Source organism: Roseateles sp., assembly GCF_019237615.1.
Classification (GTDB): domain Bacteria; phylum Pseudomonadota; class Gammaproteobacteria; order Burkholderiales; family Burkholderiaceae_C; genus Pelomonas.
Map to the genome: position 1 here is coordinate 1 of NZ_JAFAGT010000075.1, position 14,320 is coordinate 14,320.

Annotated in this window: 17 protein-coding genes; 6 read left to right on the forward strand and 11 right to left on the reverse strand. The window is 69.6% G+C overall.

Features of this window, described 5'->3' with window-relative positions; genetic code table 11:
- Window positions 1-216 (forward strand): hypothetical protein (locus tag JOY88_RS14970; RefSeq protein WP_293503428.1); only part of this gene is annotated, 216 nt, incomplete at its 5' end.
- A 204-nt stretch (window positions 217-420) separates the two neighbouring features.
- Here the strand turns inward: JOY88_RS14970 and JOY88_RS14975 are convergent.
- The 6 genes from JOY88_RS14975 to JOY88_RS15000 all read right to left on the reverse strand — a co-directional run bounded on the left by JOY88_RS14975 (window position 421) and on the right by JOY88_RS15000 (window position 7,082).
- Window positions 421-1,932, reverse strand: a complete 1,512-nt coding sequence (locus tag JOY88_RS14975; RefSeq protein WP_293503429.1) for a tripartite tricarboxylate transporter permease — start codon at window positions 1,930-1,932, stop codon at window positions 421-423.
- 11 nt (window positions 1,933-1,943) lie between these two features.
- Window positions 1,944-2,408: a tripartite tricarboxylate transporter TctB family protein gene (locus JOY88_RS14980; protein WP_293503430.1), complete on the reverse strand. Its 465-nt coding sequence runs from the start codon at window positions 2,406-2,408 to the stop codon at window positions 1,944-1,946.
- Between the two features lie 122 nt (window positions 2,409-2,530).
- Window positions 2,531-4,312 (reverse strand): type IV pilus assembly ATPase TfpB, encoded by a 1,782-nt coding sequence (gene tfpB / locus JOY88_RS14985; protein WP_293503431.1) that lies wholly within the window; start codon window positions 4,310-4,312, stop codon window positions 2,531-2,533.
- An 11-nt stretch (window positions 4,313-4,323) separates the two neighbouring features.
- Complete coding sequence (locus JOY88_RS14990) at window positions 4,324-5,097, reverse strand: spermine/spermidine synthase domain-containing protein (protein ID WP_293503432.1); 774 nt, start codon at window positions 5,095-5,097, stop codon at window positions 4,324-4,326.
- The gene (locus tag JOY88_RS14995) at window positions 5,094-6,515 is read right to left on the reverse strand and encodes an amidohydrolase family protein (RefSeq protein WP_293503433.1); all 1,422 of its coding nucleotides are present in this window, start codon (window positions 6,513-6,515) and stop codon (window positions 5,094-5,096) included. The genes JOY88_RS14990 and JOY88_RS14995 overlap by 4 nt, the downstream gene beginning before the upstream one ends.
- 9 nt (window positions 6,516-6,524) lie before the next feature.
- Window positions 6,525-7,082 (reverse strand): DNA-deoxyinosine glycosylase, encoded by a 558-nt coding sequence (locus JOY88_RS15000; protein ID WP_293503434.1) that lies wholly within the window; start codon window positions 7,080-7,082, stop codon window positions 6,525-6,527.
- A gap of 15 nt (window positions 7,083-7,097) precedes the next feature.
- On the opposite strand from JOY88_RS15000, the gene JOY88_RS15005 reads away from it, so the two are divergent.
- Genes JOY88_RS15005 through JOY88_RS15015 form a run of 3 tightly spaced genes read left to right on the forward strand, consistent with a single transcriptional unit; the run spans window position 7,098 to window position 9,121 of the window.
- Window positions 7,098-7,907 (forward strand): mechanosensitive ion channel family protein, encoded by an 810-nt coding sequence (locus tag JOY88_RS15005; protein WP_293503470.1) that lies wholly within the window; start codon window positions 7,098-7,100, stop codon window positions 7,905-7,907.
- A gap of 12 nt (window positions 7,908-7,919) precedes the next feature.
- Window positions 7,920-8,738: an MOSC N-terminal beta barrel domain-containing protein gene (locus JOY88_RS15010; protein WP_293503435.1), complete on the forward strand. Its 819-nt coding sequence runs from the start codon at window positions 7,920-7,922 to the stop codon at window positions 8,736-8,738.
- A 17-nt stretch (window positions 8,739-8,755) separates the two neighbouring features.
- Window positions 8,756-9,121 (forward strand): hypothetical protein, encoded by a 366-nt coding sequence (locus JOY88_RS15015; protein ID WP_293503436.1) that lies wholly within the window; start codon window positions 8,756-8,758, stop codon window positions 9,119-9,121.
- On the opposite strand, the gene JOY88_RS15020 is transcribed toward JOY88_RS15015, so the two are convergent.
- Genes JOY88_RS15020 through JOY88_RS15040 form a run of 5 tightly spaced genes read right to left on the reverse strand, consistent with a single transcriptional unit; the run spans window position 9,096 to window position 13,242 of the window.
- Window positions 9,096-9,929 (reverse strand): TatD family hydrolase, encoded by an 834-nt coding sequence (locus tag JOY88_RS15020; RefSeq protein WP_293503437.1) that lies wholly within the window; start codon window positions 9,927-9,929, stop codon window positions 9,096-9,098. The genes JOY88_RS15015 and JOY88_RS15020 overlap by 26 nt on opposite strands.
- 25 nt (window positions 9,930-9,954) lie before the next feature.
- Entirely contained in the window at window positions 9,955-10,434 is a 480-nt protein-coding gene (locus JOY88_RS15025; RefSeq protein WP_293503438.1) for a T6SS immunity protein Tdi1 domain-containing protein, read from the reverse strand.
- A gap of 20 nt (window positions 10,435-10,454) precedes the next feature.
- On the reverse strand, window positions 10,455-11,309 hold the full coding sequence (gene purU / locus JOY88_RS15030; RefSeq protein WP_293503439.1) for a formyltetrahydrofolate deformylase: 855 nt from the start codon (window positions 11,307-11,309) through the stop codon (window positions 10,455-10,457).
- 9 nt (window positions 11,310-11,318) lie between these two features.
- Window positions 11,319-11,993 carry a lipoprotein-releasing ABC transporter ATP-binding protein LolD gene (gene lolD, locus JOY88_RS15035; RefSeq protein WP_293503440.1) on the reverse strand — a complete coding sequence of 225 codons (675 nt, stop codon included), beginning with the start codon at window positions 11,991-11,993 and terminating at the stop codon, window positions 11,319-11,321.
- Complete coding sequence (locus JOY88_RS15040) at window positions 11,986-13,242, reverse strand: lipoprotein-releasing ABC transporter permease subunit (RefSeq protein WP_293503441.1); 1,257 nt, start codon at window positions 13,240-13,242, stop codon at window positions 11,986-11,988. The genes lolD and JOY88_RS15040 overlap by 8 nt, the downstream gene beginning before the upstream one ends.
- A gap of 88 nt (window positions 13,243-13,330) precedes the next feature.
- Here JOY88_RS15040 and JOY88_RS15045 point away from each other — a divergent pair, with 88 nt between their 5' ends.
- Both JOY88_RS15045 and JOY88_RS15050 read left to right on the forward strand, forming a co-directional pair.
- Window positions 13,331-13,855, forward strand: coding sequence for a histidine phosphatase family protein (locus tag JOY88_RS15045; protein ID WP_293503442.1), 525 nt, complete (start codon window positions 13,331-13,333; stop codon window positions 13,853-13,855).
- Between the two features lie 163 nt (window positions 13,856-14,018).
- A complete protein-coding gene (locus tag JOY88_RS15050; RefSeq protein ID WP_293503443.1) occupies window positions 14,019-14,312 on the forward strand; it encodes a GYD domain-containing protein in 294 nt (97 codons plus the stop codon).
- The last annotated feature ends 8 nt before the right edge of the window (window positions 14,313-14,320 follow it).

Consider the following 14,320-nt stretch of genomic DNA (forward strand, 5'->3'; position numbering starts at 1 on the left):
GCCACCCTCGAATTCGTCGCTTTCGCAATTCATTCGTCAGCAGCAAAGAGGCGGGATTTTGATCCGCTTTCGCAGCGTCGTCAAGTACTTTTTGAAGATTTCTTTTCGAATCCCCTCGGCACCCAACGAGCAACTCCAGCCCGCCCCCAGGCCTCTCAGCCCGGCTTCGCTTCCCACCTGCCGCACGCCCCTTTCGGTTCGCGCTGCGCTTTGTGATCAGCGAAGCCCGCTACTGTAGCACAGGATTTTTGGGCCGCGCAAGACTTTCTGCGTCGACGCCTGGAGATTCGCCGGGGCCGCCTGGCCGGCGCCCCCTCTACCCCTCTACATAGAGTGGCTTGGATCTCCCGGCGTCACCTGCCCGGTTTCGTGCGCCGGGCAGCTTGAATACCGAGCGACTCCGGCGCCGCAGCAGCCGCCTCAGGTCTCTTCCTGGAAAGCCTCCTCACGCTTGCTCTTGATGGACGGCAGCATCACGACCACGATCATCAGCGCCGCCGCGATCAGCAGGCCTGCCGACAGGGGGCGCGTCAGGAAGGTGCTCCAGTCCCCGCGCGCCAGCAACAGGGCCCGGCGCAGGTTCTCCTCCATCATGGGTCCCAGGATGAAGCCAAGCAGCAGCGGCGCCGGTTCGCAGCTCAGCTTGTAGAAGACATAGCCCAGCAGCGCGAAGACGGCCGTCAGATAGACATCGAAGCTGTTGTTGTTCAGTGTGTAGGCGCCGATGCAGCAGAACACGACGATGGCCGGGAACAGGAAGCGGTAGGGCACCGTCAGCAGCTTGATCCAGATGCCGATCAGCGGCAGGTTCAACACGATGAGCATCAGGTTGCCGACCCACATCGACGCGATCAGGCCCCAGAAGAGCTCGGGATTGCTCGCCATGACCTGCGGGCCGGGCTGTATGCCCTTGATGGTCATGGCGCCCACCATCAACGCCATCACGGCATTGGGCGGGATGCCCAGCGTCAGCATTGGGATGAACGACGTCTGGGCGCCGGCGTTGTTGGCGCTTTCCGGCCCGGCCACGCCCTGGATGGCGCCCTTGCCGAAGGGCACGCGCGGACGGCGCACGGCCTTCTTCTCCAGTGTGTAGGCGGCAAACGAGGCCAGCAACGCGCCGCCACCGGGCAGCACGCCGAGGATGGAGCCCAGCGCCGTGCCGCGCACGACGGAGGGCCAGGCCTCCTTGAAGTCCTCGCGCGTGGGCCACAGGCCTTTCACCTCCTTCACGAAGGTCTCGCGGTGCTCCTCGGGCTGGCCCAGGTTGGCGATGATCTCGCCGAAGCCGAACACGCCCATCGCGATGACGACGAAGCCGATGCCGTCGGCAAGGTCGGGGATGTCGAAGGCGTAACGGGCGCTGCCGGAGATCACGTCGGTGCCGACCTGCCCCAGCAGCAGGCCCAGCACGATCATCGCGATCGCCTTGAGCAGCGACCCCGACGCCAGCACCACGGCACCGACCAGGCCCAGCACCATCAGCGAGAAATACTCGGCCGAGCCGAACCGGGCGGCCAGCTCGGTCAGCGGTGCCGCGAAGGCCGCGATGATGATGGTGCCGACGCAGCCGGCGAAGAAACTGCCAAGGCCGGCGGCGGCCAGCGCCGGGCCGGCGCGCCCCTGGCGCGCCATCTGATAGCCATCTATGGCCGTCACGACCGAGCTCGATTCGCCCGGCACGTTGATGAGGATGGCCGTCGTCGAGCCGCCGTACTGGGCCCCGTAATAGATGCCGGCCAGCATGATGAGGGCCGGTGTCGCGTCCAGCGTGTAGACGGAGGGCAGCAGCATCGCGATAGTCGCGACGGGCCCCAGGCCGGGCAGCACGCCGATCAGCGTGCCCAGCACGGCGCCGAAGAAGGCATAGACCAGGTTCTGCAGGCTCAGCGCCGTCTGGAAGCCCAGGGCGAGATTGTTCAGCAAGTCCATGGCGCCCGCCCTCAGCCGGTGAAGTAGACGGGCCAGAGCGGGATGGTCAGCTTCAGGCCCAGGATGAACAAGGCCCAGCTGCCCACCGTCAGCACGACGCTGCTGACCATTGCGTCGCGCCAACGGAATTCGTCACCGGCCAGCGCCGACAACGCGATGAGCAGCGGCAGCGTGCAGGCCAGGCCCAGGCGCGGCAGGGCGAGGCCGAACAAGGCCACGGCCGCGACGATGGTGACGAGGGGCCGCCAGGCGATGGCGCCAACGGGGTCTCCGCCTTCGGACTCCAGCGTCAGCGCCTTGAACAGCACCAGGCCGCCCAGCAAGGCCAGCAGGATGCCCAGCCCGAACGGGAAGTACCCCGGGCCGGGCCGGGCCGACGTGCCGAAGGCGTACGCGGTCGCGCCCCAGGCAAACACCACGCCCGCCACCAGGAACATCAGCCCGGACCAGAAGTCCCGCTGGCTCTTGATCTTCATCGTCAGTCGCCTCCGGCGCGCCGGAGGCTGCGCTGTAAGTTGCGCGGCGATTCTGGCAGTGGCCCCAGGGCCGCCCGACTGTGGATTACACGTAAGGCCGCCGAGGCCTGCCCGCCCCAGCCCTAGCCTTCCCAGGCCGGTGTGCTGCGCAGCACTTCCTCCACCGTCGTGACGCCTTCGGCCACCTTCATCGCGCCTGCCAGGCGCAGCGGGCGCAGGCCCTCCTGCACGGCCTGCCGACGCAGGGCTGCCAGGTCGCCCACGGCGCCCTTGACACCTTCGCTCACGGTCAGCAACTCATAGAGACCGGCACGGCCACGGAAGCCGGTGTTGCGGCATTCGAGGCAGCCCACCGGCTTGTAGGGCTTCACACCGCCGCCCAGGCGCCAGTGGCGCACCAGTTCGTTGAGACCCTCGCGCGTGACCAGCGGGTCGGGCTGCTTGCAATGCGGGCACAGCGTGCGCACCAGGCGCTGGGCCAGCACGCCGATGACGGTGGCGCTGATCAGGTAGCTCGGCACGCCCAGGTCCATCAGCCGCGTGATGGCCGACACGGAGTCGTTGGTGTGCAGCGTGCTGAAGACGAGGTGGCCCGTCAGCGCGGCCTGGATGGCCATCTCGGCCGTCTCAAGGTCACGGATCTCGCCCACCATGATGATGTCCGGGTCCTGACGCATCAGCGCGCGCAGGCCCTCGGCAAAGCCGAAGTCCAGCACGTTCTGCACCTGGGTCTGGTTGAAGGCCGGCTCGATCATCTCGATCGGGTCTTCGATGGTCGTGACGTTGACCTCGTCGGTCGCCAGCCGCTTCAGCGTGGAATACAGCGTGGTCGTCTTGCCGCTGCCGGTCGGGCCGGTCACCAGGATGATGCCGTGCGGCTGCTTGACCAGGCCCTCCCAGCGGTCGGAGTCGTGCTGGCCGAAACCCAGCGACGACAGATCCTTGACCGCCGTGTCGGGGTCGAAGATGCGCATGACCATCTTCTCGCCGAAGGCGGTGGGCAGTGTCGACAGGCGCATCTCCACCTCGTCGCCGGCCGGGTTGCGCGTCTTGATGCGGCCGTCCAGCGGGCGGCGCTTCTCGACCACGTCCATACGGCCCAGCAGCTTGATGCGCGAGGTCATCGCGCTCATCACCGTGGGCGGAAGCTGGTAGACCGTGTGCAGCACGCCGTCGATGCGGAAGCGGATGACGCCCATCTCGCGGCGCGGCTCCAGGTGGATGTCCGAGGCGCGCTGGTCGAAGGCGTACTGCCACAGCCAGTCGACGACCTGCACGACGCCCTGGTCGTTGGCGTCGAGCTGCTTGTTGGTCCGGCCCAGCTCGACGAGCTGCTCGAAGCTCGCCACCTGGCTCTGCTCGCCGGCCTTGGCCGCGGCGCGCACCGAGCGCGCCAGCGTGAAGAACTCGGTCGTGTAGCGCGCGATCTCCAGCGGGTTGGCGACGACCAGCTTGATGGGCTTGCGCACATGCGACTCGATCTGCGCCACCCAGCTGGTCTCGAAGGGCTCGGACGTCGCGATGGTCACGTCGTTCACGCCGAACTGCACCGGCAGGCAGCGCTTGGCCTCCGCATAACCTATGGACATCACGTCGCCGACGCGGCCCACGTCAACCTTCAGCGGGTCGATGCGCAGATAGGGCAGGCGGGCGCGCACGGCCAGCCATTCGGACAGGGCGTCCACGTCAAGCGGCTTGCCCGTCGACAGCCGCACCAGGCTGGCGTGTCCCAGGCGAACCAGTGGATGCAGCGAGCTGTCGCCCGCGGCGAAGCGCTGCTCGGTGCGCTGCACCTGGGGTTCGTCGATGAGCCCGTCCTCCAGCAGCCAGTGCAGCAGCTGGCGCCAGTCCAGGCGGCCTTCGGTCTTGGCGGGAGGAACCGAGGGCTTGGGCTTGGTCGACATCGAGGCGGGTCTCAGAGGGCGTTGAGGATGCTCATCGGCAGCGGCCTGACGAGCCTGAGCCATTTGCGGGCCGGCAGCTTGAAGCGCGACTCGATGTTAGCCGCGCGCTGCTCCAGCACCTCGCGGTGCGGCACCTGCACACCGCGCGCCGCGACGACGACGGTATTGCCCTCCTTGGTGGGCGCCAGGCTCCAGACCTGGTCCGAGCCAAAGGCGCGGGCAATGCGCAGCGCGCTGCGCGCGAAGCTGGCGCTGCGTCCGAACAGGTTCACCGTCATCAGCCCGCCGTCGGCCAGCACGCCGCGGCAGGCGGCATAGAAAGCCTCGTCGTCCAGCACGGGCGCGGCGGCGTCGTGGTCGTAGAGGTCCACGTTGAGCACGTCCACCGTCTGCAGATGGGCGTCGTCCATGACCCAGCGCGCCGCATCCGCGTTGACGACGCTCAGCCGCGCATCGTCGGCCGGCAGCCGGAACCACTGCCGGCAGGCGGCGATGACCTCGGGGTTGATCTCCACGGCGGTGGTCTGCATCTTCAGCGAGCCATGGCAGAAGCGCGTCAGCGCCGCCGCCCCCAGCCCCAGCTGAACGGCATGCCCCTCGCCCAGCGCGGCCGGGTCACGCCACAGCATCCAGGCGCACATGCGCTGGATGTATTCGAGCTCCAGCTGGTCGGGCTTGCGTATGCGCATCGCGCCCTGCACCCAGATCGAGTCCAGGTGCAGGAAGCGCACGCCGTCGAACTCGCTCAGCGTTGCCGGGCCCCAGGCCTGAGGCTTGGCCCTCATTGCGCCGCCACCCAGTCGCGCACCTCGGCCAGCATCGCGTCCAGGCGCTGGCGGTCCAGCAGCCGGCCGCGCGTCACGACGGCATCGATCTGGCGCGTCGCGGCGATGTCCTCGAGCGGGTTGGCCTTCAACACGACGATGTCCGCCACCTTGCCCCCGGCCAGCGCGCCGTAGCCGTCCTTGCCGAGGAAGCGCGGGCCGGCCACGACGGCCGAGCGCAGCGCCTGCGTCGGCGTCAGTCCGGAGCGCACGTAGACGGCCATCTCGTCGTGCAAGGCCTGACCGGGATAGTCGAAGCTGTTCAGGAAGCCTGCGTCCGTACCGGCGACGATCTCCACACCGGCCTCGGCCAGCAGCGGCAGCAGCCGCGCCGTCTTCTCGTAGCTCGCATGGCGGTAGGCGATGGCATCCGGCCCGTCCAGCGCCGCGCGCTTGACGCGCCAGTCATAGGTCTGGCGCAGCTTGGGACCGATGTACTTCAGATAGTCGTCATTCGCGTGGTCGTCCTGGTCCAGATAGGCCGTGATGCGGATGACCGACAGCGTCGGCACGACGGCCGTGCCGCGCGCGGCCAGGCGCTTGAAGGCGGCGCGGGCCGTGGCCTCGTCGTAGCTGGCCAGGCTCTGCTCGGCGGCCGAGCGCGCCGTGAGGGTGCCGGCGGCCACCTGGGCCGTCAGCTCCGCCTCCTTGGGCGTGGCGGCGCGCAGCAGGTAGTTCAGGTGCTCCAGCGTGCCCAGGCCCGCCTCGGCCGCCTGGTCCAGCGTCACGGCGCCGTGCAGATGCGCGGAACTCGGCAGGCCGCGCGCCCTCGCCTGGCGCAGCGCGTCCAGGTAGATGTCGGCGCGCATCGTGTTCTCGGTGATCTTGACGAAGTCCGCGTGGTCATGGCGCAACTTGTCCAGGGCCTGGCCCACCTCCTGCGGCGTGCCGACCTCCTGCGTGCCCTTCCACAGCGGCTTGTAGCCCTCCAGCTTGGCGCCGGAGGCGAAGATGGTCGGGCCCAGCAGCTTCTTGGCGGAGATCTCGTCGCGCCACTGCAATACCGTGTCACTGAGGTCGCCGGCGCAGTCGCGCACCGTCGTGATGCCGTGCGCCAGGTAGAGCGGCAGCAGATGGCGGTTCTCCTCGATCAGCGCCTCTCCGCCACCGAAGTGGACATGGCTGTCCCACAGGCCCGGGATCAGGTAGCGGCCCTTGAGGCTCAGCGTCTGCCTGGCCTTGTAGCGGCCCAGCCGCTTCGCGTCGACGACGGCCACGATGCGGTCGCCGCGCGTGACGACGGCCTGGCCCGTCACGAGGCGGCCCGCGGCCACGTCGACGACGGTGGCATCGCGCAGGATCAGGTCGGCAGGGATGGCAGGCGCAGCGGCGACGCCGCCCGCCCAGGCCGCGATGGCGGCCATGAACAGTCTCTTCATGCGTGCATCCTAGGCCAGATACGGCGCCAGCCCGGCCCGCCACATGGCCAGCTTGTCGGCCAGGCTCAGGCCGGCATGGGCCGGGCTCGTGGACGGCAGGCGCAGCACCGGCTGGCCCGGCTCGCCCAGGGCCAGCAGCGTCTGCCGGTGGGCCAGCGCACCGTTGCAGGCGATGGCGCGCAACTCCGGCAGACGAGCGACGAGAGCGGCCAGGTCACTCGGCTCGGCGGCTTCTATGGCCGTGTCCAGGCTGCCCTCGCGGCGGCAGGCGGCCACGGCGTCCCACAGCGCGACGCGGTGCCGCCGCAATGCGTCCAGGCGCTCGGCGTAGGGCAGCGCCGCCAGGTCGGCCTGGCCCAGCAGCGCGGCCATCAGCGGCCAGAAGGCGTTGCGCGGATGGGCGTAGTACTGCGCCGCCCGCAGCGAGGCCGCGCCGGGAAAGCTGCCCAGCACCAGCAGCCGGGCCCGCGCGTCGAACACCGGAGCCAGGCCCTGCAGCCGCGCGGGCTCGGGGTTTATGGGATTTGCATGGGTGGCACGGGGTTGAGAGGATGCGGGGGTCTTCAAAGGGAGTAACGAATGATGAACACGGAAGCCGTCTGGCAGTTTCTCAGCACCCAGGGCGTGGACTTCGGGCTCAAGGTGCTGGCCGCCATCGCCGCCTGGGTGGTGGGCCGCTGGCTGATCGCGCTGGCGCTGCGCGTCTTCACGGCGGCGCTGGCGCGCGGCCAGCGCATCGACTCCACGCTGGCGGCCTATCTGCGCTCCATCCTCAGCGTGCTGCTGAACGTCGTCCTCATCCTCGCGATCCTGGACATCTTCGGCGTCAAGACCACCTCCTTCGCCGCGTTGCTGGCCGGCGCCGGGCTGGCCATAGGCACGGCCTGGGGCGGGCTGTTGACCCATTTCGCGGCCGGCGTCTTCATGCAGGTGCTGCGGCCGTTCAAGGTGGGCGACTTCGTGCAGGCCGGCGGTGTGACCGGCACGGTCACCGAGATCGGCCTGTTCGGCACGACGATCGCCACGCCCGACAACGTGCAGACCATCGTCGGCAACAACACCATCTTCAGCGGCGCCATCCAGAACTTCTCCGCCCTGCCCCACCGTCGCGTGGACTGCCTGGCCAAGGTCGCCAACAGCGTGGATCCGCTGGACGCCATCGCGCGGCTGAAGCCCGCCATCGCCGCCATCCCCAACGTGATGGCCCAGCCAGCGCCCGACATCGAGATCCTGCAGTTCACGCCCGAAGGCCCGCTGCTGTGCGTGCGCCCCTACTGCCACACCGACCATTACTGGCAGGTCTATTTCGACGTGCACAAGGCCGTCGTCGCGACCTTCGGCGCCGCCGGTTATCCAGTGCCCGAGACGCCTATCGCACCGCGCAGCCGCTGACGCCGCCAGCCCATGGCTGATCTCGTCGCCCGCGTCGCCGGGTTGTGGCGTTACCCGGTCAAGTCCTGCGCCGGCGAGGCCGTTGACGCGCTGGAGCTGGATGCCGACGGCCGGCCCGAGGGCGAGCGGGGCTGGGCCGTCGTTGATGCGGCCGGCGAGCTGAGCTGGATGGGCGCACAGCCACGCCTGGCCCTCGTGGCCGCCCGGCTGCGGGCCGACGGGCTGACGCTGCTGGCCCAGGGGCGCCTGCTGACCCTGGCAGCCGATGCCGGCGAGGCGGTCCAGATCCGCGCCTGGAACGGCGAACGCCAGGACTTCGACACCCTGCAGGCCTGGGACGCCGGCGACGACGCGGCCGCGCTGCTGCGCGCGACGACGGGTGCGCGTCTGCGCCTCGTGCGCCTGAGCGCCGCAGCCCGGCGCAGTCTGGCCCCGAACGCGCTGCACCTCGTCGGCGACGGCTCGCTACGCGCCTGGCGCGAAGCCCTGGCCCAGCCGCTGAACAAGCCCGCCGAACGCGCCCGGGCCAACCTGCTGCTGCGCGCCGAGGACGGCGGCGAACTGCCGCCCTTCATCGAGGACATCCTCGTCGAGGCCCGCGTCGCGGACGGACCGACGCTGCGCCGCACCTCCGCCTGCGTGCGCTGCACGGTGCCGGCCGTCGACCCGACCAGCGGCAAGCCCCAGCCTGCGGCGCTGGAGGCGCTGACCCTGCTCAGCACCGAGCGGGCACCCGGCGCGCCGGTGCAGTTCGGCATCTATGCCGGCGGCAGCGGCGGCCGACTCAGCGTGGGCGACCGCGTCGAGCTGACCCTGGACTTCGGCGAATGAACACCTTGTCCTCAATCATGAGGAGCATCGTCCTGCCCACCCTGCTCTGCGCTGCACTGGCCTGCCAGGCGGCCGGATCCGACACCGCGGTGGCCGAGCCCGCTGCCGGCCCCGCCTCGACGGTCATCAGCCCGCCCAAGGGCCGTTGCCCGCCCCCGCGCATCGACAAGCTGAGAAAGATGCCCACCGGCGACTTCGACTTCGTCATCCGCTTCCTGGTCAGGGCCGACGGCAGCATAGAGAACGTCCGCGTGGAAGGTGGTCTGGCATCCCGGGATGCCAGGTACGTGGCCCGCGACCTGTTTGACGGCCTGCGCTGCCTGCCGGCCGAGGCCGATCAGGAATACGTGGCGAAATTCAGCACCCGGATGGGGAGCTTCTAGCCAGCCGCGGCAAGGCCGCACGGGCATTGGCCGACGTGACGGCGGCGGCCTCCTCGAGCGTCCAGCCGCGCAGCACAGCCAGGCTCTTTGCGATGCGCGGCAGCTCGGCCGGCTCGTTGCGCGCCTGCCCCGGCGCCGCCTCGCGCTCCGCAGCCGTCTTGTAGAGCCAGTGCGGAGGGATGTCGGGTGCGTCGGTCTCCATGACCAGCGCCGTCTCGGGCACGCTGGCCGCGATGCGGCGGATCTGCAGCGAGCGCTCGAAGGTCAGCGTGCCGCCAAGGCCCAGCTTGAAGCCCAGGTCGATGAAGGCCTGGGCCTGCTGCTCGCTGCCGTTGAAGGCGTGGGCGATGCCACCATGCGGGAACCCGACGCGGCGCAGGCCGGCCAGCAGCTTGTCGGCGCTCCGGCGCACATGCAGCAGCACCGGCAGACCGGCGCGTTTGGCGAGCTTGAGCTGCTCGACGTAGAAATGCTGCTGGGTGTCGGGATCGATGCCCGCGACGAAATAGTCCAGGCCGATCTCGCCTACGGCGACCAGGCGCGGGTCGGCGCGATGCATCTCCAGCGCCTGCGCAAGCTGGTCAAGGTCTCCCGTCGACGCCCGCATCACGCACAGCGGATGGATGCCCAGCGCGTAAGTGAAGTCGTGCTGGATGGCCAGCAGGCGCACGGCATCGAAATTGCCTGCGGCGACGGCCGGGATGACGATCTGCGCGACGCCCGCGGCCCGGGCCCGCGCGACGACCGCGTCACGGTCGCCGTCGAACTCGGCCGCGTCAAGGTGGCAATGGGTGTCTATCCAGGGCACGGCGCAGCCTCAAGGGCCTGAGCGGCTATTCCAGCTTGACCGAGCCGATCGGCGCGCCAGCGGGCAGGTCCTTCACCTGTCGGTGGATCTGGCCCTGGATGGAGAAATGGACCGCCATGTCCGTCGGCTCGTAGTTGTCGGTGCTGAACGTGCCGCCCAGCACCGGGGGCTGGATGAAGCCCCACACCTGGCCCGGCGCAAGCGTGCGGCCGGCTGCCTTCAGCTCCGCAATGGCTTGCACGTCGAACCAGGCCCTGACGAAGCCACCGTCATTGATCAGCTCACCGAACTCATCGGCGCTTTGGGCCACCTGCGTGAGCCGGCCTTCGCCGGCATCCAGCAGATGGACGGAGCCATCCTCCAGGTCCTGCACGAAGGCATTGCCGATTGCCGCGAAGAGGATGGGCAGCCGGTGCTCGCCGATCAGCCAATGCCATTCGACCAGCAGGCTCTCCCGCTGTTCGACGTCGAAATCCGCCGCCAGATCGTTGAACGTGATCGCCATGGGGCCTGCCTCGTCATGCGTCAGCGGAACACCACCGTGCGGTTGCCGTTCAGCAGCACGCGATGCTCCGCATGCCACTGGATGGCCCGGGCCAGCGCCACGCACTCCATGTCGCGGCCAATGCCCACGAGTTGCTCGGGCGGCATGCTGTGGTCAATGCGGGCGACCTCCTGCTCGATGATGGGGCCCTCGTCGAGGTCGCTGGTCACATAGTGGGCCGTCGCGCCGATCAGCTTCACGCCACGCTCGTAGGCCTGATGGTAGGGCCTGGCGCCCTTGAAGCTGGGCAGGAAGCTGTGGTGGATGTTGATGGCCTTGCCCGACAGGTCGCGGCACAGCTCGGGCGACAGGATCTGCATGTAGCGTGCCAGCACGACCAGGTCGATGCGGTTCTCGGCCACCACCTCGCGGATCTTGGCCTCCTGGGCCGCCTTCTGCGCGTCCGTGCCGCCCAGCAGCGGAAAGTGGTGGAAGGGGATATTGTGGGAGGCCGCGAGCTGGTAGAAATCGCGGTGGTTGGACACGATGGCCGGGATCTCTATGGGCAGATGCCCGGTCTGCACGCGGAACAGCAGGTCGTTCAGGCAGTGCCCCAGCTTGGACACCAGCAGCAGCACTCGGGTCTTGCGGGCGCGCGCCACCAGCTCCCAGTCCATGCCGAACTCGGCCGCCAGCGGCTGGAAGGCGGCCTGCAGCGCGGCCTCCTCGGCCCGGGCCTCGAACTCGATGCGCATGAAAAAACGCGCATGGTCCGCGTCGCCATGCTGGTGCGACGTGATGATGTTGCCGCCCTGATTCAGCAGCACGCCGGTGACGGCATGCACGATGCCGGCACGGTCGGGGCAGGAGAGCTTGAGGATGAAACGCGGGGTCATGCGGCGAACTCAAGAAAACTGGCCGGCGACGAGGCGCAACTGCCGGTCGCAGCGCGCCGCCAGGTCGCGGTCATGGGTGACGAGGACGAAGGCCGTGCCGAGCTCGCGGGCGCGCTCCAGCATCAGCTCGAAGACGGCGGCGGCGGTGTCGCGGTCCAGGTTGCCGGTCGGCTCGTCGGCCAGCACACAGGCTGGCCGGGTCACCAGCGCACGCGCGATGGCCACGCGCTGGCGCTCACCGCCCGACAGCTCGGCCGGGCGGTGCTGCACGCGGTCCTTCAGTCCCACGCGGGCCAGCATCTCGGCGGCCGCGGCGCGGGCATCGGCCGGCGTCTGGCGACGCACGCGCAGCGGCATCGCGACGTTGTCCAGCGCCGAGAACTCCGGCAGCAGATGGTGGAACTGGTAGACGAAGCCGAGTTGCTGGTTGCGCCAGCGGCCACGCTGGGCCTCGTCCATGGACGCGAACCCGCGCCCCATCAGCGTGACGCTGCCGGTGGTCGGCACGTCCAGGCCGCCCAGCAGGTGCAGCAGCGTGGACTTGCCCGAGCCGGACGCGCCGATGACGGCCAGCGTCTCGCCGCGCTGGACGGCGAGGTCGACGCCGCGCAGCACGCTCACGTCGAGGCTGCCCTCGTTGAAGCGGCGGGTCAGCCCCGTGGCCTGCAGTATGGGCTCACTCATAGCGCAGCGCCTCCGCCGGTTGCACGCGGCTGGCACGCCAGCTGGGGTAGAGCGTGAAGACCAGCGACAGGGCCAGCGACACCCCCACGATGGGGAGGATGTCGGCCGCCTGCGGGTCGCTGGGCATCTGGCTGATGAGGTAGACGCTGCCCGGCAGGAAGCTGGCATTCAGCAGATGTTCGATGGCCGGCACGATGACGTCGATGTTGAAGGCGATCGCCAGGCCCGCCACCACGCCGGCCAGGGTACCGATGACGCCGGACACCGCGCCCTGCACGATGAAGACGCCCATGATGGAGCGCGGGCTGGCGCCCAGGGTGCGCAGGATCGCGATGTCGCTCTGTTTGTCGGTGACCGTCATGATCAGCGTGGACAGCAGGTTGAACGCCGCCACGGCGACGATCAGCGTCAGCACGATGCTCATCATGCGTTTTTCGATCTGGACGGCGTCGAACCAGACGGCATTGGCGCGAGTCCAGTCGCTGACGCGGATGTCCGGCCCCAGGCGGCCGGACAGGTCCGCGGCCACGGTCCGGGCCTCGTTCACGTCGCGCAGCTTGAGCTGCACGCCGCTGGGGCCGCCGGTACGGAACAGCTTGGCCGCGTCGTCCACATGCACCAGGGCCAGGCCCGAGTCGTACTGGTAATGGCCGGAATTGAAGGTACCCACCACGTTGAAGCTCTTGAGCCGCGGCACCACGCCGGCCGGCGTGACCTGGCCGCCGGGCGCGACGACGGTGATCTTGTCGCCGATGCCCACGCCCAGCTGGCGGGCCAGCTCGCCCCCCAGCACGATGTTCCAGGCGCCCGGCTGCAACTGGGCGAAGGCGCCGTCCTTGAGCTGGGCTCCCAGGCCGGTCACCGTGGCCTCCTCGGCCGGCGAGATGCCGCGGATGATGGCGCCGCGCATGTCCTCGCCGCGGGCGATCAGGCTCTGGCTGGCGACGAAGGGCGCCGCGCCCACGACCTCGGGGTTCTGCCTGGCCTTGGCCGCCGTCGCCTGCCAGTCCGGCAGGGCCTGGCCGCCGGCGTCCAGCAGCTCGATGTGGGCGATGACGTTGAGCATGCGGTCGCGCACTTCCTTCTGGAAGCCGTTCATCACCGACAGCACGACGATCAGCGCCATGACGCCCAGCGCGATGCCCACCATGGACGCGCCCGAGATGAAGCTGATGAAGCGGTTGCGCCGCCCGCCGCGCCCGGCGCGGACGTAGCGCCAGCCGACCTGGAGTTCAAACGGCAGTGGCATGGAGCGGTGCAAAGGCGTGCGGCATGGGGCCGGGATGGTAACTGGCGGGGCGCCATGACAATGACCCCGGCCCCTGCTTGAATTCGCAATGAACGCTTTACTCGCCCTGATCTTCGCCATCGTCCTGGCCCTGCCCGCCCAAGCCATGCCCGACCTCGTCATCCTCGTGCGCCATGCCGAGCGCGCCGCCGAGCCGGCGGCCGACCCCGGCCTCACGCCCGCCGGCGAGCAGCGTGCGCTGGCGCTGGCCCAGGCGCTGGCCGGCACCCGGGTCGACGCCATCCTGACGACCCAGTTCCGCCGCACCCGCGACACCGCCGCGCCGCTGGCCCGGGCCCAGGGCGTCCAGCCACAAGCCATAGAGGCCCGGCGTGGCGCCGCGGCCGAGCATGTGCAGGCGGTGGCCGACGCCGTGCGCGGGCAGGCTGGCACCGTCCTCGTCGTGGGTCACAGCAACACGGTGCCGGCCATCCTGGCCGCGCTGGGCGGGCCGCGGCTGCCCGAGATCTGCGAAACCAGCTTCCACCACATCTTCCTGCTGCGCCCAGGTGCCGGCTGGATGCAGCTGGGCTATGGCGCCCCCGGCGTCGCTCCGGCCGCCGGCTGCCTGTAGTTCATTCTCGGGAGAGGCTCGCACAGCCCGGCCAATCCGGCGTAGGCTGCCACGGCTGCCGCTGACCCGGCAGCCCAGAGCGAGCCGGGCCGGCGCGCGGGACCCGCGACAGCCGCGGCCTCCACCACGGGGTCCCGGCGCAGCGATGCGCGAGGAGACAGCAATGGCGACCTATATCTGCCTGATGAACTTCACGGACCAGGGGGCACGCGCCATCAAGGAGACGGTGCTGCGCTCGGAGGCCGCCCAGAAGGCGGGCAAGGAGTACGGCGTCACCTTCAAGTCCGTCCACTGGACCCAGGGCGCCTATGACATCGTGATCGAGCTCGAAGCCAAGGACGAGGCCGGCATGATGGCCTTCGGCATGGCCATGGCCAGCCTGGGCTTTGTGCGCACGCAGACGCTGCGCGCCTACAACGCCAGCGAGACCAAGGCGTTCATCGCCAAGATGCCCTGAGGGGGGGC